An 18,599-nucleotide genomic window follows, 5' to 3' on the forward strand; every position below is an offset into this window, starting at 1 on the left:
TCACGACGATCTTCATGGTGTGTTTCCTTTCGGGGGGTGTGTTCGGGGAGGGGTGTGTCTCAGGGGAGACAGGGTGGCCGTCGGGTTTGTGACAGGGAGCCGGGCGCATGCCGCCCGTTGGGCAGCGGGAGGACCGCGCAGGGCTACTCGGCGAGCTTCCCTTCGGTGGAGACCTCCTCCATCAGGGCGGAGATCTCGTCGGGAATGGGCGGAATGCTTTCGTGCGTGATCCCGGCGGCGGGGGACCACACGAGGTTCACCCGGAAGGCGGGGTCGCTCTCGGGGTAGTCGCTGCGGTTGTGGCAGCCGCGGGTTTCGCGGCGCTCGAGCGCCGCCTCGAGGGTGGCCCGCGCCGCGAGGGCGGACGACTTGAGGTCGAAGGCGTGCGCGAGGTCCTGGTAGCCGGCGATGTCGGGGTGGACGCCGACGTTCTCCATGCGCTTCTCGATCGTTTCGAGTTCGGCGAGTCCGGTGCGCAGCCCCTGCTCGTCGCGTACGACGCCCGCGTGTTCCGTCATGGTGTTGCGGATGGCGCGCTGCAGGGCCCGGACGTTCTCGGGGCCGTCCGCGGTGAGCAGGCCGTCGATTTCGGCGCGGGCCTCGGCGACTGCCGGTGCCGAGCGTGGCTGAGCGGTCAGCGCGCGGGAGTAGTCGGCGGCCGCCTGTGCGGTGATCCGGCCGTAGACGAGCAGTTCTATGAGGCTGTTGCCGCCGAGCCGGTTGGCGCCGTGGAGGCCACTGGACGCTTCCCCGATGGCGTAGAGGCCGCGCACGTCGGTGCTGTGGTCCTCGGGGCGGACCCAGACCCCACCCATCGAGTAGTGGGCTGTGGGTGCTACCTCGATGGGCTCGCGCGTGATGTCCAGCATCTGCAGTTCCAGCAGTGTCTGGTAGACGCGGGGGAGGCGGTTCATGATCGTCTGGCGTGGGAGGTGGGAGACGTCGAGCCAGACACCACCGCTGGGTGTGCCGCGGCCCTCCTTGATCTCGGTGTAGGCGGCGAGGGCGACGCGGTCGCGGGTGGAGAGTTCCATGCGGGCGGGGTCGTAGCGGCTCATGAACCGTTCGCCCAGGTTGTTGCGCAGGATGCCGCCCTCGCCACGCGCGGCCTCACTGACCAGCGTGCCGGCCGCGTTCTCGGGCTCGATGATCCCCGAGGGGTGGAACTGGACGAGCTCCGGATCACGCAGCCGCGCACCGGCGTCCACCGCCAGCCGGAAGGAGTCGCCGGTGTTCTCGTCGCGGCGTGACGAGGTGCGCCGCCAGATGCGGGTGTGACCCCCTGCCGCCAGGATCACCGCGTCGGCGTGGATGAGATAGCGGGTGCCGCTGGCCAGGTCGAAGCCGTAAGCGCCGAACACGGCGCCTTCGTGCACCAGGAGCCGGGTGATGTACACCGTGTCGAGCATGGAGATGTCCAGCTGGTTCGCACGCCGGATGAGCGTGCGCTGGATCTCCAGGCCGGTGTAGTCACCGGCGAAGGCGGTGCGCCGGAACTTGTGCGCGCCGAAGAAGCGCTGGGAGATACGGCCGTCCTGCTCCCTGGCGAAGGCCATGCCGTAGCGCTCGAGGTCGTCGATGCCCAGGGCCGCACCCTGGGTGACGATCTCGGCCGTGCGGGGATCGCCGAGCAGGTAGCTCTCCTTGAGGGTGTCGGCGGCGTGCTGCTGCCAGCTGTCCTCGGGGTCCATGGTGGCGAGCGCGGCGTTGATTCCGCCGGCGGCGAGGGATGTGTGCGTGTCCTCCTTGGGACGTTTGCCGACGGCGAGGACGTCGAGCCCGGCCTCTGCCAGCTCGATCGCCGCTCGCAGCCCTGCGCCGCCGGTCCCGATCACCAGGACCGTGGTGGAAAGGCGCTTTTCGGTGGCAGCCACGATTGCTCCGATCAATTGGGGGTCACTGATGACGACCGGACCCCTCGGGTATTTGTGACACTCCGGTGCGTGTACCGCGGTGGAGTGTCAGGAGAGAAGGTTGTTGAGCGGGACGGTGGAGTCGGCGAGGACGGCGTCGTCGGTCTCGGTCCCGGACTCGATCAGTGCGCGGATGGTGTCGATGGTGTCCCACACGTTGACGGTCATCCCCGCGACCACACGGTGGCCCGACATCCAGAAGGCGATGAACTTCCGGTCCGCGGTGTCGCCGCGGAAGACCACACGGTCGTACCCGCCCGGCTCCGCGTACCCCGTGTACTCCATACCGAGGTCGTACTGATCGGTGTAGAAGTACGGCAGCCGGTCATGGACCGCGTCCTGGCCCAGCATGCTCCGTGCTGCCGTGCGCGGTTGGTGCAGCGCGTTGGCCCAGTGCTCGACGCGCAGGTGACGGCCGAGCCGTGGATGATAGGCGTTGGCGACATCGCCCGCGGCATGGATGTCGGCCACGGAGGTCCGCAGATGTTCGTCGGTGACGATGCCGTTGCGCACGTTCAGGCCCGCCTGCTGGGCGAGCCGGACATTGGGCGTGATGCCCACGCCCACGACCACCGCGTCCGCGGGAAGAAGCGTGCCGTCGGTGAGGAGCACGCCGTCCGCACGGCCGTCGCTTCCGGTGATGCGTTCGATCTCCGCATGGGGGCGCAGCTTCACACCGTGTTCCTCGTGAAGACCGGCGAACACCTGGGCCGCCTCCCGTCCGAGGACCTTCAGCAGCGGCAGCTCCGAGTGCTCCAGCACGGTGACGTCGGCACCGGCCGTCCGGGCAGCGGCCGCGGTCTCCAGGCCGATCCATCCGCCGCCGATGACGACGATCCGCGCTCCTGCGGTGAAGGCGGCCTTGAGCCGTTCGCTGTCCCCCACCCGCCGCAGGTACAGGACGTTGTCGAGATCCGCTCCGGGAACCGCCAACCGGCGCGGGGACGAACCGGTGGCCAGGAGCAACTTGCCGTACCGCACCCGTCGGCCACTGTCGAGTTCCACCTCCTTGGCCTGCCCGTCGACCGCCCGCACACTCGTGCCCAGGACCAGGTCGACGCCGTGCTCGGCGTACCAGCCCTCGGGGTGCACGTAGATCGCCTCGCGTTGCTCCTTTCCCAGCAGGTAGCCCTTGGAGAGCGGCGGGCGGATGTAGGGCCGCTCCTGCTCGTCACCGATGATCAGGAGCGGGCCGCGGTGGCCGTTCTCACGCAGTGCCTCCGCGGCACTGCCCGCGGCCAGACCGCCGCCGACGATCACGAAAGTGTTCACGGGGGACACGATGTTCCTCATCTCAGATGTCGCATGCTGCGAGCCATGGTGTGACAACCACTGATCAGACCGGGCGGCCGTGCGTTCTGTGACAGCGGAAGGCCGGACCCGGCCGTTCGCCCTCATCACGGGCGGTTGCCACCACGGGCGGTTGTCACATCAGAGAGGGGTCACCGGTCATACGGGCTGTACGAGGCGCGCGTATCCGGCCTCGTGGGACGGGGAGGTGCGTCGCGGATGCCGCCCGGCCGACGGGCTGCCGCGTCAGCGCCCGTTCCGCGCGTCTTCGCCGTCGGCGAGGACGTGTCCCGCCGACGGCGAAGGAGGAGAGGATGACGTACGTCATCGCGCAGCCCTGTGTGGACATCAAGGACAGGGCCTGTGTGACGGAATGCCCGGTGGACTGCATCTACGAGGGCGAGCGGACGCTCTACATCCACCCCGGCGAGTGCGTCGACTGCCACGCCTGCGAGCCCGTGTGCCCGGTGGAGGCCATCTTCTACGAGGACGAGGTGCCGCAGCGCTGGGCCCGCTACACCGCCATCAACGCCGAGTACTTCGAGGAGCCCCCTGCGGGGACGGCTCGACCGCTCGTCACCGACCACCCCTTCGTCGCGGGACTGCCGCCGCAGCAGAGCCTGCACAAGAAGGACATCGCCGTGTTCGCCATCCGCAAGGAAGAGGCCGCGGACGCCGACCTGTGGTTCCCGTCCTGACGGACCACACCGTCCGCGGGGCCGCCGCGCCGCCGGAACCGGTGGGCGGCCCCGCGCATCCGGCATGATCCGGACGACAGGCCCCCGCCCGGATGAGCGGCCGGTCCTGGCCGAACGTGCACGCGCTCGTCAGGGAGCCAGCGTGATGGTCGTCGGGGTGCCCCGCCAGGCCATTCTGGCGTACGGGCAGAGCGAGTCCGCCTTCTCCAGGAGAGGAGCGGCGATCTCCGGATCCACGCCGGGCCACTTCACCTCAAGACCGACACGGAGCAGGTAGCCGCCGTCTCCGGGGTCCCGCCCGAAGGCGACGGTCGCCTCCACGGAGATCACCGCCGGATCCAGCTCCTCCTGCCGCGCCACCAGGCTCAGGGCCCCGTGGAAGCAGGCGGCGAAGCCGGCGGCGAACAGCTGCTCGGGGTTGGTTCCCTGGCCGTCTCCGCCGAGTTCGGCGGGCATACGCAGATCGAGGTCCAGGACTCCGTCGGCCGACCGCGCCCTCCCCGAGGCACGACCGTGCGCGGCCGCACCGCCGCTGACGGTCACCGCCGTCGAGTAGATGGCGGAGAAGGACTCCCCGTCGAAGTCCTTCTCGGTGGAGAGGTTGGGCAACTGGATCTGCTCGGTCACAGCATGACTCCGGCGTCGTCGAGGTACGCGTCCCGGCGGGGACCCGACAGCATGCGCACAGGGTGCGGAAAGGCGAGAGGAGCGGCACCTTCCGGTGCCACCTTCCCCCGGCCGGCCAGGATATGCGCCCGCCCGCGGGCCGGCTGCGTCGTGCCGCTCATGACCGTCGTCACCTCGTCCGTCCCCCGTGTCTTCGATCATCCCGGACGTCCGCGTGACCGGCCGGTCGTGCCGCCTGTGACGCCGGGCCGGTCACAGCGTGGCGCAAGGTGTTCAACTGCTCAGCGACGCGACGTAGGGCGCCAGCTTGGCCGGGTTCATCACCCACATGATCCGGTCGATCCCCTCCGCGGACACGTCGACCGAAAGGAGGGCCACGGCGTCCCCGCCGGACGAGACGACGACGGCGGGACGGCCGTTGGCCTCGACCCACCGCACTTCCGAACGGGGCCAGAACCGGGGGGCGAAAGCCGCCAGGTACTTGGAGACGTGGAGGCGTCCGACGACCGGGATCTTCGAGGCGCCCCGCAGTCCTCCGCCGTCGGTGTAGCTGACGACGTCCGCGGCGAGCACGTTCTCCAGAGCCGCCAGATCACCCTTCTGCGCAGCGGCGAGGAACACCTCCAGGAGGCGGCGGTGAGCGGTCGTGCTGACCCGTTCCCTCCGCTCGGCGGCGAGGTGTTTGCGCCCGCGGCTCACCAGCTGGCGGGTGTTGGCCTCACTCGTCTCCAGGATGTCCGCGATCTGCGGGTACGGGTAGTTGAAGGCTTCCCGCAGAACGTACGCCGCACGCTCCACCGGGTTCAGCTTCTCCATCAGGAAGAGGACCGCCAGCTCGACGGCCTCGGCCCGTTCGGCACCCATCTGCGGATCCGCGCTGGTGTCGACCGGTTCGGGAAGCCACGGGCCGACGTAGGACTCCCGCCGCACCCTCGCGGACTGGGCGAGGTTGATCGCCAGACGGGCGGTGACCGTGGTCAGGAAGGCCGTCGGCTCCACGATGTGCGTGCGGTCCGCGTTCTGCCACCGCAGCCACGCCTCCTGGACGATGTCCTCCGCCTCCACGGCGCTGCCGAGCACCCGGTACGCGACGCCGAAGAGCTGCGGGCGCGCTTCGAGGAAGTCCCTCGCCGCCTGATCGAGAGAGTCGGTGTCGGCCCCAGCGTGCATGGTGGTCCCCTTCGGCTTCGGCGCCACCATGCTACAAGCCGGCGCGGAACGGTGCCTCCATGGGTTCACACGCGGGGGCCACGGGACGACCACACGCAACATGCCGGTCCTCGCCACGTGCGGCTTCGGTGTCACACCGTTCCGCGCCACGCCCTGCCGTGGGACCGACGCCTTCTCAGCGATCTCCGAGGGGCAGCAGATCGTCGGCGAAGGGGGCCGCCTCCAGGAGCGTCCTGACCGCGACGAGGTAGCGGGCGGCGTCCGCACCGTCCACCAAGCGGTGATCGTACGACAACGACAGGTGCACCAGGTCCCTGACGCCGATAACCGTTCCGCCGTCGGCCTCGACGACGGCGGGGCGCTTGACCGTGGCACCGATTCCCAGGATGGCGGCCTGGCCCGGCGGCACGATGACCGTGTCGAACAGGGCGCCGCGGGAACCCGTGTTGGAGATCGTGAAGGTGGCGCCCGACACGTCGTCCGGGCGGAGGCTGCCGTCCCGTGCCCGAGTGGCCATGTCCAGCGTCGTCCTTGCGATGCCCGCCACGGTCAGATCGCCGGCGCGCTTGATGACCGGCGTCATCAGGCCCTTCGGGGTGTCCACGGCGATGCCGATGTTCTCCTCGTCGAAGTAGGTGACGGTGCCTTCGCCCTCGTTGATCCGGGCGTTGATGACCGGGTGCGCCTTGAGGGTCTGCGCCGCAGCCAGGATGAAGAACGGCAGCGGGGACAGCTTGACACCCTCACGGACGGCGAAGTCCTCCTTCACCCGCTCGCGCAGGCGCATGAGCCGGGTGACGTCGACCTCGACGACGGTGGTCAGCTGGGCCTGTTCCTGCAGCGCCTTCTTGAGGCTGTCGCCGATGATCCTGCGGATGCGGCTCATGCCGACCGTCCGGCCGCGCAGGGACGACGGCTCCTCCGGGACGTCCCGTCCGGGGACCTGCGTGGCGAGGGCCTGCACGGGTGGCGCCTCGACGGCCGGACGCGGGGCGGCGGGAGCGGGGGCAGGAGCAGGATCAGGCGCGGGAGCGGGAACAGGGGCAGGAGCGGCGGGTGTCTGGGCGACCGGTTCCCGGGCTGCGGGCACCTGGGCATCGAGCACCTGGGCTTCCGGTGTCCGGGCCGCCGTCGCAGGGGCCGTCACGACGGGTCCGGGTGCCGTCGGAACGGCCTCGGGCGCGCCGATGACGGCGAGCCTGGCACCGACCTCGACCGTTTCGTCCTCGGCGACGACGATCTCCAGCAGGACTCCGGCGGCGGGGGAGGGGATCTCGGTGTCCACCTTGTCGGTGGACACCTCCAGCAGCGGTTCGTCGGCCTCGACCGTTTCGCCGATCTGCTTCAGCCAACGGGTGACCGTCCCCTCGGTGACGCTCTCACCGAGGGCGGGCAGGGTTACGGAAACCGCCATGATGTCGGTTGCTCCTCAGAATCTCGCAGGGCACCGAGGCGCCCTTCGTCTCGTTCACGGTTCCGCGAGGCGCGGAACCGCTTCCAGCACGTCGGAGGCTGTGCTCAGCCCTGCCATCCGTACCGGTCGCGCGCCTGTGCTGCCAGGCCGTCGGGGACCGCCCCGGTCCGGGCCAGCCGGTCCAGCGCCGCCACCGCGATCGACTCGGCGTCCACGTGGAAGTGGCGGCGCACCGCCTCCCGGGTGTCCGACAGCCCGAAGCCGTCCGTGCCCAGGGACGAGTAGTCCTGCTCGACCCACTGGCTGATCTGGTCGGGAACCTGCCGCATCCAGTCGCTGACGGCCAGGACAGGCCCCGGTGCCCCGGCGAGCGCGCGGGTGACGTACGGAACGCGTTCCTCCCCGCGCAGCCGCGCCCCGTCCGCGCTCAACGCGTCGCGGCGCAACTCCGTCCAGGAGGTCACGGACCAGACGTCGGCATGGACGCCCCAGTCCGACGCGAGCAGGTCCTGGGCCTCCAGGGCCCAGTGGATCGCCGTACCGGAGGCCAGCAGCTGGATCCGCGGACCGGCTTCCGGGGAGTCCGCCTGCCGGAAGCGGTACAGGCCGCGCAGGATTCCCTCCTCCACCGACGGCCCGGACGGCATGGCGGGCTGCCGCTTCGGTTCGTTGTAGACCGTCAGGTAGTAGAAGACGTTCTCGGGCTGCTCGCCGTACATGCGCCACAGCCCCTCCCTGACGATCACCGCGATCTCGTAGGCGAAGGCCGGGTCGTAGCTCACCGCTGCCGGATTGGTGGAGGCCAGCAGATGGGAATGCCCGTCGGCGTGCTGCAGACCTTCGCCGGTCATCGTCGTACGGCCTGCCGTGGCACCGATGACGAAGCCGCGTCCCATCTGGTCGCCGAGCGCCCAGAACTGGTCCCCGGTCCGCTGGAAACCGAACATGGCGTAGAACATGTAGATCGGGATCATGGGCTCGCCGTGCGTGGCGTACGAGGTCGCCGCGGCGGTGAACTCCGCCATGGAGCCGGCCTCGGTGATCCCCTCGTTGATCAGCTGGCCGTCCCTGGTCTCCCGGTAGTAGAGCAACTGGTCCGCGTCCACCGGTTCGTACGTCTGACCCTGCGGCGAGTAGATCCCGGCCGTCGGGAAGAGGGATTCCATGCCGAACGTGCGCGCTTCGTCCGGAATGATCGGCACCCAGCGCTCCCCGGTCTCCTTGCCGCGCATGAGTTCCCTGAGCAGGCGGACGAGCGCCATGGTGGTGGCGACCTCCTGCTTGCCGAAGCCCTTCTGCAGAGCCTCGAAGGGGCGTGACGAGGGCCGTTCGAGCGGTTTGGCGACGACCGTGCGTATCGGGGCGGGGCCGCCCAGCGACGACCGCCGGTCGTGCAGGTACTGCACCTCCGGCGACTTCTCACCGGGGTGCCAGTAGGGCACCACGTCACCGCTCAGCGCGCTGTCCGGGATGGGGAGCTCCAGCAGGTCCCGCATCTCACGGAACTGCTTCGGGGTCAGCTTCTTCATCTGGTGGTTGGCGTTGCGGGACTCGAAGTCGGGACCCAGCGTGTGCCCCTTCACCGTCTGGGCGAGGATGACGGTCGGCTGCCCGCGGTGCTCGACCGCGTTGCGGTAGGCGGCGTACACCTTGAGCGGCTCGTGGCCGCCCCGTGAGCTGCCGAAGAGTTCGGTGAGCTGGGAGTCGCTCATTCCCGCGCCGATGCCGGACAGGGTGTCACCGGTGAAGAAGTGCTTGCGGACGTACGCGGCGTCCTGGGCGGCGTACGTCTGCATCTGGGCATCCGGCACCTCGCCGAGGCGGCGGACGAGGACGCCGCCGGCGTCCTCGCGCAGGACGGGGTCCCATGCCTCGCCCCACAAGGTCTTGACCACGTTCCAGCCGGCTCCGCGGAATCTGTTCTCCAGCTCCTGCACGATCTTGGAGTTGGACCGCACGGGGCCGTCCAGGCGCTGCAGGTTGCAGTTGATGACGAAGGTGAGGTTGTCGAGGTTCTCGCGCGCGGCGAGCCCCAGCGCGGCCATCGACTCCGGCTCGTCCATCTCCCCGTCGCCGAGGAACGCCCACACCCGGGAGGCGGAGGTGTCCTTGATGCCCCGGTCGTGCAGATAGCGGTTGAACCGGGCCTGGTAGATGGCGGCGAGCGGGCCGAGGCCCATGGACACCGTCGGGAACTCCCACAGCCACGGCAGACGCCTGGGGTGGGGATAGGACGGCAGGCCGTGGCCGCCGGCCTCCCGCCGGAAGGCGTCCAACTGCTCCTCACGAAGGCGCCCTTCGAGGAACACCCGGGCGTAGATACCCGGTGAGGCGTGCCCCTGCACGTAGAGCTGGTCGCCGGAGCCGTCACCGTCCTTGCCGCGGAAGAAGTGGTTGAACCCGATTTCGTAGAGCCAGGCGGCCGAGGCGTAGGTGGCGATGTGGCCGCCGAGCCCCAGCCGCGAGCCGCGGGTCACCATGGCCGCCGCGTTCCACCGGTTGAGGGCGGTGATCCTGGTCTCCATGGCGAGGTCGCCGGGGAAGGCGGGCTGCGACGACGCCGGGATCGTGTTGATGTAGTCCGAGGACAGCAGACCGGGCAGGGGGATCCCGGTCCTGGCCGCGTACTCGTGCACGCGTCGCATCAGGTACACAGCCCGTTCCGGCCCTGCGTTGCGCACGACGGCGTCGAGCGATGCCTGCCATTCGGCGGTCTCCTCGGCGTCACCGTCGGGTAGCTGGTCGAGCTCACTGGTCGCAGAGGGCTCGACGGGCCGGTACGGGTTACTCATGGCAGCCTTCCTGTCAGGGGGGCGATGGGGCCGGTCGCGGGCGCGAGCAGAGTGCTCCGGTGCCGGCCGGCGGAGGGTGCGGGGTGGTGACGGGCAACGACGGGCCGGCCGGGGCTCAGTCCCGTGCGATCCAGTGCGCGAAGGTCTCGTGGCCGACGTGCGCTCCGGCCCCGGGGAGCAGCGTCCGCTGTCCGGGCACCGCGCCGAAGAAGGGCGCGTGGGTGTCGGGGACGACGATGCGCGGTTCACCGCGGGCCGCCAGCAGCTTCGCCGTGAGCTCGTCGAGACGGAACTCCTCAGGACCGGCGATCTCGATGATGCCGAACAGCGGCACGTCCACGGCGACATGGGCGATCGACGCCGCGACGTCGTCCGTCGACACAGGGCGCGTCAGTACGGGCGCGACATGGATGCCGTCGGCGTTCTCGTCCCTGCGCGACAGGGCGTCCACCGTCTCGTAGAACGGTGTGGCCCGCACGATCGTGTGGGGGATCGGCGAGCGTCGCGCCAGTTCCTCCTGGAGCGCCTTGGCACGGAAGTATCCGGGCCGCGCCGGGTCGGCGCCCACGACGGACAGGACCACGTAGTGCTCGGCTCCCGCCGATGCCGCTGCGCGCAGAAGGTTGGCGGTGGAGGCGCCGAAGAACTCCGTACTCACGGATTCCGCGCGGGACGGCGCGTCCGTGACGTCCACGACCACCTCGGCGCTGCGCAGGGCGTCGTCGAGCCCCTCCCCGGTGATGACGTCGACACCTGTCCGACGTGACACCGGGACGACATCCACACCATGGTCCCGGAGCCTGGCGACCGTCCTGGAACCGATCAGTCCGGTGGCTCCCGCAACAACGACTCTCATCTGGAATTCCTCCCGTCGGGGGCCCCGGTGACCCACTGGTGTCTGCGAGGCGGTCGCGCCGATGACGCCGGCCGCGCACTACACGTAGGACAGGACTCGCACAGTTGTTGTGACACCGTCCCCGGGAACACTCGCTGTCACAGATCCGAAGGGCACCCGGTCATCACTGCGAACGACCATGCGCCCGGAGCGAGATGACGTCCCGGGCAGACGGTGTGTCCGCCCCGAGAGGCGGCGGACCTACGGAAGGTAGCGACACAGTGTCGGAGAAGGACGCAGCGCACGTGCACGGAACCGGGGAGCACACGGGGGCGTCGGAGGGCTGGATGACCGCGGCGAAGATGCTGCAGGACGCCTCGCCGATCACCGTTCCCGAGGGCGCGTCGGCCATGACCATCCAGGTCGACTGGGAGCCCGGGGACCCGGGGACGCCTCCGCACCGCCACTCGGGTCCGGCGTTCGGGTACGTCATCGAGGGTGCGGTCCGTTTCGAGCTGGAGGGCGAGCCCGAGCGTGTGGTCGAGGCCGGCGGGACCTTCTGGGAGCCGGGCGGCGACGCGATCCACTACCAGGACGGCAACGCGCTGACGGACGCGCGCACCCGGTTCGTGGTGACGATGATGTGCGCCCCCGGAAAGCCCATGCTCGAACTGGTCGACCCGGAGGAGCTGGAGAAGCGGGCCCATCTGCGGGCTCGGCGGCCCACCGCCTGACCGTCGGCCCGCCCGTACGCCACTGTTCCTGACGGATCCCGTCCAGGCCGGGGAGCGCGACACCGCATGAGTGCCCATGAAGTCGTGTACTGCATGCTGACAGCGCTGTTCACGGCCGCGGCTGTCCACGGACTGCGCCGGGGCGTCCTGGCACGGGGGCCGGGACGGCGTGACCGCGTGGACCGTCTGCTGCACGCCGCCATGGCCCTGGCCATGGCGGCGATGCCATGGAGCCGGGGCCCGGCCCTGCCCGTGACGGCACAGGTGGTCTTCTTCGCGGCAGCCGCGCTGTGGTTCCCGCTGACCGCGGTCGGACGCGGTCAGGGCTCCGGACCGGCGGCCGTCGCGAGAGCGCTCCCCTCCGCCGCCGGCATGGCGGCCATGGCCTGGATGGCGTGGACGGCTCACCCCGCCGGGGGCCCGGCGCACGAGAACCTGGCCGGAGCGTTCCCCGCGGCACACCATGCCGCGCACATGGGGCACTCACCGGGGGAGTCGGGAACCGGCGACGTGGTCGTCCCGGTCCTGGCGCTGTACCTGCTCGGGTGCGCGCCCCGCTCCCTGACGCGCGACATGCCCCCGCTGCGCCCCGGGGCGGCCGCCGCTGCCCCCAGGGAGCTCTACGGCCATTTCTGGGACGGATCGATGGCCCTGGGAACGGCCATCATGCTGGTCATGCCGCACTGACACACCGTGATCTGCGCCGAGTGGGGCGGTGGGCCTTCGGGCCCACCGCCCCACTCTCGTCCGTACATGGCAGCCGCTCGCGGCGGACAGGGAAAAGTCCGTCTCCCCGCCCTGGGCCGGGGAGACGGGGAGACGGACCGCTTGATCCGGCGGTGCGCCGGGCGGACTCAGCCGAACTGGCCGGGCTGGTAGTCCCCGGCGGGCTGCTGGTTGATGATGTTGATGCGGTTGTAGGCGTTGATCACGGCGATGAGCGAGATCAGCGCGACGAGCTGGTCCTCGTCGAAGTGCTTCGCGGCGTTCGCCCAGGCCTCGTCCGTGACGCCCCCGGCCGCGTCCGCGATGCGGGTGCCCTGCTCGGCCAGCTCCAGCGCGGCACGCTCGGCGTCGGTGAAGACCGTGGCCTCCCGCCAGGCCGCCACCAGGTTCAGGCGCTGCTGCGTCTCTCCCGCGTGGGTGGCGTCCTTGGTGTGCATGTCGGTGCAGAAGCCGCAGCCGTTGATCTGGCTGGCACGGATCTTCACCAACTCCTGCGTCGTGCCGGGCAGCGTCGAGTCCAACAGCGCCTTGTTGGCCGAGTTGACATGCTTCAGCACCTTGCCACCGAGGGAATTGCCGAAGTAGTTGAGACGTGAATTCATGGTGCGATCTCCTCGCCGTTTTTCGGTTACGCGCTACTGACCGGGCGGCCCGGGTATCTGTGACAGAAGCACAGGGGTGATGTGGATCTCATCCCTCGCGGGCGTGTGTCGGGACGCAAGTTCGCCGGGTGTCGAACGACCGGTAAACTGATCTCCATGCCGGACCACTCCTCAACGCCCGCCGAGAGCGAGATCACCCTGCCGCGCTTGCTGGGGGCACTGAGCGACCCGACGCGTCTCGGCATCGTGCGGGTGCTGTCCGACGGCGTCGAGCGCGGGTGGGGCCAGTTCCGTGCTCCTGTCGCCAAGTCGACCCTGAGTCATCACCTCAAGGTGCTGCGCGAAGCGGGTGTCACCCGGACCCGCCAGGAAGGCACCCGGTGTTACGTGACCCTGCGTCGCGAGAGCCTCGACACCCGGTTCCCCGGCCTGCTGGCCGCCCTCCTGGCGGCCGTGGTCGCCGATGGCGTCGGCGACCACGTGACGGAGACGCACGAGGGCGAGTGACCGGGCCGGGCCTGCCGCAGCGATTCACGGCGGGCCCGCGCCGGGAGCACGGCTCGTGGCGGGCCCGAACTGCGAGGCCGCAGCGGACGGGCGTGTTCGCACCGCGCACGACGGCGGGCCGGCACGTCAGACCGCTGCCGCGAACGCGACCCCGGTGAGGCGTTCGGAGACCTGCCAGAGCCGGGCCGCTTCCGCCTCGCCGCGCGCCGATTTGTAGATCTTCAGCTTCTTGGGTTCACCCGTGAACTCGCCCCAGCCGTCCGGCCCGTACAGCTGTCCGCCTGCTGCCGCCGGGCTCGTGGCCGCGTAGAGCAAGGGACGCAGTCCGGCGTCGACGGTCTGGACGAGGATGCCCAGGCGGGCGAGTCGCTTCACGATCGCCGCGTGGGGAGCGGGTCGGCCGCGGCCGAGGCTGGGACCGGAGGCGTAGAGGTTCGTCAGTGTCGTACCGGGGTGAGCGGCGTTGCTGACGACGTCCCAGCCGCCCGACGCGCTGCGGCGGTCCAGTTCGAGCGCGAACAGCAGGTTGGCCAGCTTGGACTGCCCGTACGCACGGACCGGTGAGTACCGGTTCTCGCTCTGCAGGTCCTCCCAGTCGATCCGGCCGCCCCGCGCGGCACTGCTCGTCACTGTGGTCACGTGTGCCCGGCCGGCACGCAGCAACGGCAGCAGCCGTCCCGTGAGGGCCACATGGCCGAGGTAGTTGGTCCCGAACTGCAGCTCGTAGCCGTCCTCCGTCGTGTGCCGGACGGGCGGGGCCATGACGCCCGCGTTGTTGATCAGAAGGTTGATCGGCCTGCCTTCCGCGTTCAGTGTGCCGGCGAGGGCCTCGACCGATGCCAGCGAAGCAAGGTCGAGAGTGCGGGTGGAGACCCGCGCGTCGGGCACGTGCGCCCGGATGCGTGCGAGCGCCGCGGCCCCCTTGGCCGCGTTGCGTACCGGCAGGACCAGTTCGGCGCCGGTGCGGGCGAGGCGTGCGGCCAGCCCGAGGCCCACGCCGTCGCTGGCCCCGGTCACCACAGCGAGTCTTCCTCGCAGGTCGGGTTCGGGTACTTCGTTCATCACAACTCCCGGTCGGTATGTACGGACAGAGTTCAGCGGCGTCAGGCGCCGGGCGGGCGGACCCGCGTCCGGTCCGGCCGGGCACGAGCCGGACGGGACAGGCGGGTGCGCGTTACGGAGGCGCTGAAGTGGCCATGGGTGACAACATCTAATGACACAACGTTGTTCCCACGGCCACGGTGGGTGTGCCCCTTCCCTGCCGATTCAGCGGGTCTGGTCGGTCGGCCGGATGAGGATCTCGTTGACGGCTACGTGGTCGGGCTGGGTGAGCGCGTAGACGACGGCTCCGGCGATGTCCTCGGGCTGGAGGGTCCGCATGGACTCCGCCATGTTCTTGGCAGCGGCCCGTATGGCGGGGTCGGTGATGTGGCCGGCCAGCTCGGTCGAGACGAACCCGGGCTCGACGACGATGACACGTACCCCCGCCGTGGTGACCTCCTGGCGCAGTGCCTCCGCGAAGGCGGTGATGCCGAACTTGGTGGCCGCGTACACACCGCTGGAGGCCGATGCGATGCGTCCCGAGGTGGAGGAGATCTGCACGACGGCGCCCTTGGACTCAAGGAGATGAGGCAGGGCGGAGTGGACGGTGTACATCGAACCGAGGAGGTTGGTGTCCACCATGCGCGTCCACTCCGTGGTGTCCGCGTCCAGGATCGCGCCGCTGAGCATGATGCCCGCGTTGTTCACCAGGGCATCGAGGGTGCCGAAACGCCTCACGGTCGCGGCGACCGCGTCGCGCACCGACCCGGGGTCCGTGACATCGAGTTCAAGGGTCAGCACGTCTCCCGGGGCATCCTCCTCCAGGGACTTCAGCCGGTCGGTCCGACGGGCCCCGACGGCCACGGCCGCTCCCGCCCTCGACAGGGCCAGTGCGGTGGCCCGGCCGATGCCGGAAGAGGCCCCGGTGACCAGAACGACCTTTCCTTCGAGTGTGTTGTTCACGTCTTGCTCCCAGTTGCGTGTGAGGAGAAGCGGGCCGGCCGGCCGGCGTGAGGCGCCTGGCGGGGTACGCCGCTCCCAGAAAGTGACCTCTCGGTCATGTTGAGGACAACGGTAACATGACCGGGCGGTCACGTTGCTGTTAGGCTGACTCTCCACCCGCAGGAGGCGCATATGACCAAGAGGACAACCGCACCGGCCCCACGAGCGGACATGGTGCGCAACCGGCGCCTCCTGATCGCGGCCGCGACGGAGGCGTTCGCCGAATGCGGGGTCGAGGTGACGATGGGTGAGATCGCTCAGCGTGCCGGGGTGGCGAAAGGCACGGTGTTCAGGCACTTCGCGTCCAAGGAGGACCTTCTCGCGGCGATCATGCTGCACATGCTCGATCAGCTCATCGGCACGGCGGACCGCCTCTCGGAGGCCGACGACGCGGGTGAGGCGCTGAGGGAGTTCATGACCGCCGGTGTCGAAGTGCTCGCCGCCGACCGTGCGTTCTGCGAGGTGATCGGGCGGCCCTCGCTGCAACACGCCGAGGTGCGGGACGCGATCGACAAGCTGTGCGGTGCCGCCGAGGCGCTCACCGTTCGGGCGCGCGAGGAAGGCGCCATTCGCGGCGATGTCACGGGAACCGACATCGTGCTGCTGCTCGGCGGCATCCACCAGACGGCGGCGCCGCTGCTCGCTGTGCAGCCCGAGGCGTGGCGCCGCTACCTCGAACTGGCCCTCGACGGGCTCCGCACCCCCGAGCCCCGCACGCTGCCCCACCTGCCCGGCCCGCTCCACCTCGCCTGACACGCCTTGCCGCTGCGGGGAAGGGGCGGGGAGGCAGTCGGACGGCTGGTACACCCGGTGGACGCCCCGGGCGTGCACGGCCGGAGCCTGGAGAGAGCGGGTGCGGGCGGATGGTTCGGCGCCCGTCCCGACGGCACGACCGTGTGATTGGAATCGGAAAGTTTGGTACTGTCATCACAACGTTCGTGACATCGTGTTGGACACGGGATTCACGTGCCAGAGGTCCGAACGTGTGGTGGCGCCTGCGGCCGAGCCGTGCGGGTGCCGTCGTTCCGGGCACCGACCAACCCCCGTGGGCGGTGCCCGGAACGGATTCCCGCTCGGTCGGGCAACGCCGGAGCGGCGGCCACCGTACGGGGCGACGCCCTTCAGGACTTCCTGACCCGGTACAGGCCCCTGCCCGTGCGGCGGATCCGGGAGGCGCCGACCAGGCGGTCGAGTGTGCTTCTGACCGCGTTGATGCTCCCGCTGTCGGCGTCCCGCCCGAGTACGGCGGCGACATCGCGGGCGCGCACGTCGACTTCGCCGACTTCGGCGAGGTAGTCCAGAATCTCTTCGGTGAGCCTGCCGTACGTGCGTCGGCCGCCGGAACCGGGGCGGGATTCCGGCAGGGCGCCGTCCCCCGGCCCGTTCGCCGGGGAATCGGACGCCGTGCCCTGTCGGCGCGGGTGGGCCCGGAGCGCCGTCCCGGCTGACGAGCCCACCGGTACCGACGGTGGCAGAACTGATTTCGGTGCCACGCTGTCGCGAGCTCCGCCACGGGAGGTACCCACAGGGCCGGGCGCGGTCGCCGCGCCCGGGGCCATCAGGAACTGAAGCGCACTGAATGCCCGCTCGACGGAGGTGAGATGGGCGACAACGGCGGCCAGTTCCCTCTCCAGGGCCTGCTTCTGGACTGCCAGGCGGACCAGGTCCTCCTGAAGGCTCTCGGCAGTGATGTCGACGTTGTGAACTGTGCGGGATGCGGAGACCATGTGTTCCTCTCGTCCTCAGCCCTTGTTCCGGTGTCCTCACCCGGTTCACCTGCAACATCGTCCGGACCGACGGCCTGGACAGACACCGAGGGCCGGCCATCTGCGGTGTGTTCCCCCTGTACATGTGTCAGGCCGACCACATGCGGATGCACGGCAAACCGTGTTTCTACCCATTGTCACCACGGGCAGCAGGAAACGCAACGGGTTCGGTTCGGCCCTCCCGGTGACACCGTTATTCCGACAAGCCGAAAGTGTCCGCCGGGGGCCCGCACTTGTCTCCCACGGGGCGCGGAAGCGGGCGACCGACTCCTCAAGGCCGGCACACGAACGAGCCGTCGCGTCTGTCGGAGCACGGCCTGTCCGGGCGGGAGGCGGGATCGCCGTGACTCGGTACGGCGCCGCGTCCCCCGTGCTCCCCGGCCTCGACGGAGGCGGCGGGGCGGGTCAGGCGCTCCAAGGCCTCCGTGACGGCCAGGATGCGGGCGTCCACCCGGTCGAGTGCTTCGACGAGCATGCCCAGACGCGCCTCGAGCAGGGCGGTCTCCGCTGCCAGGGCCACCGCGGCGACGGCCGGATCGGAGTCGTGATGAGAGTTTCGGTGCATCTTCCCTCTTCCTTCCTGCCGGCCGTGCCGGAGGGGCTACGGGGGCGCCGGCGGGTGGTCACTGGTGCCCGGCCAATCTGCTCCCTTCCCTGGTGCCGGGCGTCTTCGGGAACGGCCGCAAGCCGTCCCCTTCGCACTGACCGAGCAGCCGGGGAGGCTGTGACAGACACGACCCGCATCGGCCCGAGCGTGTCCGGGGCGGGTCCGTGCACAGGAGCAACCGATACGCGACGGCGGTGCGGTGGACGCCGCGGATCGGACGGCCGGCGCGAACGGGAGTACGGCGCGCGAAGGAATGTCACAACATCTGCGACTGACCGGTCTAGCTGACAAGTTGAGAAGAACCGAGTACGCCGTGTGCGAGACCCTTTGCCGACCTGTGCACGTGGACAGAAGAGCTCGGGACGAGGCGGGACCGGGAACGGCACCTTGTGGCCCGCGTCGCGACGCACCTCGTGCGGGCTGCTGTGGGAGAGGGAGGATGCGGCATGGACCATGCCGATGACGCGGTTCCGATCGCGGACCTGCTGGAGGAACGACGGCATCTGATGGATGTCGCCTACTGGATGCTGGGAAGCGGTGGTGCGGCCGGGGCCGTGGTCGACGAGGCCTATCGGCGGTGGTATCGACTGCCCCGGCCGGAGCGGGCGCAGATCAGCGATCCGCGTGCCTGGCTGGCGAAGGTGGTGGGCGGTATCTGCCTGGACCCGCGGGTGTTCCCCGACGGGAGGACCGCCTCCGCGGCGGCGAGGGCGGACGGCGAAGCGGGGGAGGACCCGGACCGGACGCTGGAGCAGGAGATCAGCGCCGTGCTGCTCCGGGCGCTGGACGGGTTGTCTCCGGCGGAGCGGGCGGCGTTCGTGCTGAATGATGTGTTCGGGATGGCGCCGGGTGCGGTCGCGGACATCGTGGGCCAG

16 protein-coding genes and 2 pseudogenes are annotated in these 18,599 nt (G+C 70.1%); 6 read left to right on the plus strand and 12 right to left on the minus strand.

Annotated elements, in window-relative coordinates; translation table 11 throughout:
- Positions 1-143: 143 nt before the first annotated feature.
- Both ACGFZA_RS41810 and ACGFZA_RS41815 read right to left on the minus strand, forming a co-directional pair.
- Positions 144-1,874 carry an L-aspartate oxidase gene (locus ACGFZA_RS41810; RefSeq protein ID WP_385288438.1) on the minus strand — a complete coding sequence of 577 codons (1,731 nt, stop codon included), beginning with the start codon at positions 1,872-1,874 and terminating at the stop codon, positions 144-146.
- An 87-nt stretch (positions 1,875-1,961) separates the two neighbouring features.
- Entirely contained in the window at positions 1,962-3,206 is a 1,245-nt protein-coding gene (locus ACGFZA_RS41815; protein WP_393686283.1) for an NAD(P)/FAD-dependent oxidoreductase, read from the minus strand.
- A gap of 311 nt (positions 3,207-3,517) precedes the next feature.
- Between ACGFZA_RS41815 and fdxA the strand changes: the two are divergent.
- Positions 3,518-3,817 (plus strand): annotated as a pseudogene (fdxA, locus tag ACGFZA_RS41820) (ferredoxin); the annotation flags it as partial.
- Positions 3,818-4,030: 213 nt separating this feature from the next.
- On the opposite strand, the gene ACGFZA_RS41825 reads toward fdxA, so the two are convergent.
- The 5 genes from ACGFZA_RS41825 to ACGFZA_RS41845 form a co-directional block, all read right to left on the minus strand.
- A complete protein-coding gene (locus ACGFZA_RS41825; RefSeq protein WP_385288433.1) occupies positions 4,031-4,528 on the minus strand; it encodes an Ohr family peroxiredoxin in 498 nt (165 codons plus the stop codon).
- A gap of 273 nt (positions 4,529-4,801) precedes the next feature.
- Entirely contained in the window at positions 4,802-5,698 is an 897-nt protein-coding gene (locus tag ACGFZA_RS41830; protein WP_385288430.1) for an RNA polymerase sigma-70 factor, read from the minus strand.
- Between the two features lie 175 nt (positions 5,699-5,873).
- Positions 5,874-7,112, minus strand: a complete 1,239-nt coding sequence (locus ACGFZA_RS41835) for a 2-oxo acid dehydrogenase subunit E2 (protein ID WP_393686286.1) — start codon at positions 7,110-7,112, stop codon at positions 5,874-5,876.
- A gap of 104 nt (positions 7,113-7,216) precedes the next feature.
- Positions 7,217-9,904 carry a pyruvate dehydrogenase (acetyl-transferring), homodimeric type gene (gene aceE, locus ACGFZA_RS41840; RefSeq protein WP_393686288.1) on the minus strand — a complete coding sequence of 896 codons (2,688 nt, stop codon included), beginning with the start codon at positions 9,902-9,904 and terminating at the stop codon, positions 7,217-7,219.
- 115 nt (positions 9,905-10,019) lie between these two features.
- Positions 10,020-10,823, minus strand: coding sequence for an SDR family oxidoreductase (locus ACGFZA_RS41845; protein WP_385288447.1), 804 nt, complete (start codon positions 10,821-10,823; stop codon positions 10,020-10,022).
- 263 nt (positions 10,824-11,086) lie between these two features.
- Here ACGFZA_RS41845 and ACGFZA_RS41850 point away from each other — a divergent pair, with 263 nt between their 5' ends.
- Together ACGFZA_RS41850 and ACGFZA_RS41855 are read left to right on the plus strand one after the other, a co-directional pair.
- The gene (locus ACGFZA_RS41850; RefSeq protein ID WP_393686299.1) at positions 11,087-11,473 is read left to right on the plus strand and encodes a cupin domain-containing protein; all 387 of its coding nucleotides are present in this window, start codon (positions 11,087-11,089) and stop codon (positions 11,471-11,473) included.
- Between the two features lie 66 nt (positions 11,474-11,539).
- Entirely contained in the window at positions 11,540-12,160 is a 621-nt protein-coding gene (locus ACGFZA_RS41855) for a DUF5134 domain-containing protein (protein ID WP_393686290.1), read from the plus strand.
- A 167-nt stretch (positions 12,161-12,327) separates the two neighbouring features.
- Here the strand turns inward: ACGFZA_RS41855 and ACGFZA_RS41860 are convergent, their stop codons facing one another.
- Positions 12,328-12,801 carry a carboxymuconolactone decarboxylase family protein gene (locus ACGFZA_RS41860; protein ID WP_385288421.1) on the minus strand — a complete coding sequence of 158 codons (474 nt, stop codon included), beginning with the start codon at positions 12,799-12,801 and terminating at the stop codon, positions 12,328-12,330.
- A gap of 156 nt (positions 12,802-12,957) precedes the next feature.
- Here ACGFZA_RS41860 and ACGFZA_RS41865 point away from each other — a divergent pair, with 156 nt between their 5' ends.
- Positions 12,958-13,308: an ArsR/SmtB family transcription factor gene (locus ACGFZA_RS41865; RefSeq protein ID WP_385288419.1), complete on the plus strand. Its 351-nt coding sequence runs from the start codon at positions 12,958-12,960 to the stop codon at positions 13,306-13,308.
- A 126-nt stretch (positions 13,309-13,434) separates the two neighbouring features.
- Here the strand turns inward: ACGFZA_RS41865 and ACGFZA_RS41870 are convergent, their stop codons facing one another.
- Positions 13,435-14,370, minus strand: a complete 936-nt coding sequence (locus ACGFZA_RS41870; RefSeq protein ID WP_393686293.1) for an SDR family oxidoreductase — start codon at positions 14,368-14,370, stop codon at positions 13,435-13,437.
- A 204-nt stretch (positions 14,371-14,574) separates the two neighbouring features.
- Positions 14,575-15,312 carry an SDR family NAD(P)-dependent oxidoreductase gene (locus ACGFZA_RS41875; RefSeq protein WP_385288415.1) on the minus strand — a complete coding sequence of 246 codons (738 nt, stop codon included), beginning with the start codon at positions 15,310-15,312 and terminating at the stop codon, positions 14,575-14,577.
- 171 nt (positions 15,313-15,483) lie between these two features.
- On the opposite strand from ACGFZA_RS41875, the gene ACGFZA_RS41880 reads away from it, so the two are divergent.
- Positions 15,484-16,104: a TetR/AcrR family transcriptional regulator gene (locus ACGFZA_RS41880; protein WP_385288413.1), complete on the plus strand. Its 621-nt coding sequence runs from the start codon at positions 15,484-15,486 to the stop codon at positions 16,102-16,104.
- 368 nt (positions 16,105-16,472) lie between these two features.
- Here the strand turns inward: ACGFZA_RS41880 and ACGFZA_RS41885 are convergent, their stop codons facing one another.
- Positions 16,473-17,078 carry a hypothetical protein gene (locus ACGFZA_RS41885; protein WP_393686296.1) on the minus strand — a complete coding sequence of 202 codons (606 nt, stop codon included), beginning with the start codon at positions 17,076-17,078 and terminating at the stop codon, positions 16,473-16,475.
- Positions 17,079-17,388: 310 nt separating this feature from the next.
- Entirely contained in the window at positions 17,389-17,682 is a 294-nt protein-coding gene (locus tag ACGFZA_RS41890) for a hypothetical protein (RefSeq protein ID WP_385288408.1), read from the minus strand.
- A gap of 488 nt (positions 17,683-18,170) precedes the next feature.
- Here ACGFZA_RS41890 and ACGFZA_RS41895 point away from each other — a divergent pair.
- Positions 18,171-18,599: pseudogene (locus ACGFZA_RS41895) on the plus strand (RNA polymerase subunit sigma); the annotation flags it as partial.

It is taken from the genome of Streptomyces sp. NPDC048211 (assembly GCF_043202315.1).
Taxonomy (GTDB): Bacteria; Actinomycetota; Actinomycetes; order Streptomycetales; family Streptomycetaceae; genus Streptomyces.

What these genes read in the sequence shown, in the direction of transcription:
- ACGFZA_RS41815 (WP_393686283.1), bottom strand. Translation starts at nt 3,206, where the DNA reads ATGAGGAACATCGTGTCCCCCGTGAACACTTTCGTGATCGTCGGCGGC.
- ACGFZA_RS41830 (WP_385288430.1), bottom strand. Translation starts at nt 5,698, where the DNA reads ATGCACGCTGGGGCCGACACCGACTCTCTCGATCAGGCGGCGAGGGAC.
- ACGFZA_RS41835 (WP_393686286.1), bottom strand. Translation starts at nt 7,112, where the DNA reads ATGGCGGTTTCCGTAACCCTGCCCGCCCTCGGTGAGAGCGTCACCGAG.
- aceE (WP_393686288.1), bottom strand. Translation starts at nt 9,904, where the DNA reads ATGAGTAACCCGTACCGGCCCGTCGAGCCCTCTGCGACCAGTGAGCTC.
- ACGFZA_RS41850 (WP_393686299.1), top strand. Translation starts at nt 11,087, where the DNA reads ATGACCGCGGCGAAGATGCTGCAGGACGCCTCGCCGATCACCGTTCCC.
- ACGFZA_RS41855 (WP_393686290.1), top strand. Translation starts at nt 11,540, where the DNA reads ATGAGTGCCCATGAAGTCGTGTACTGCATGCTGACAGCGCTGTTCACG.
- ACGFZA_RS41860 (WP_385288421.1), bottom strand. Translation starts at nt 12,801, where the DNA reads ATGAATTCACGTCTCAACTACTTCGGCAATTCCCTCGGTGGCAAGGTG.
- ACGFZA_RS41865 (WP_385288419.1), top strand. Translation starts at nt 12,958, where the DNA reads ATGCCGGACCACTCCTCAACGCCCGCCGAGAGCGAGATCACCCTGCCG.
- ACGFZA_RS41870 (WP_393686293.1), bottom strand. Translation starts at nt 14,370, where the DNA reads ATGAACGAAGTACCCGAACCCGACCTGCGAGGAAGACTCGCTGTGGTG.
- ACGFZA_RS41880 (WP_385288413.1), top strand. Translation starts at nt 15,484, where the DNA reads ATGACCAAGAGGACAACCGCACCGGCCCCACGAGCGGACATGGTGCGC.
- ACGFZA_RS41885 (WP_393686296.1), bottom strand. Translation starts at nt 17,078, where the DNA reads ATGGTCTCCGCATCCCGCACAGTTCACAACGTCGACATCACTGCCGAG.
- ACGFZA_RS41890 (WP_385288408.1), bottom strand. Translation starts at nt 17,682, where the DNA reads ATGCACCGAAACTCTCATCACGACTCCGATCCGGCCGTCGCCGCGGTG.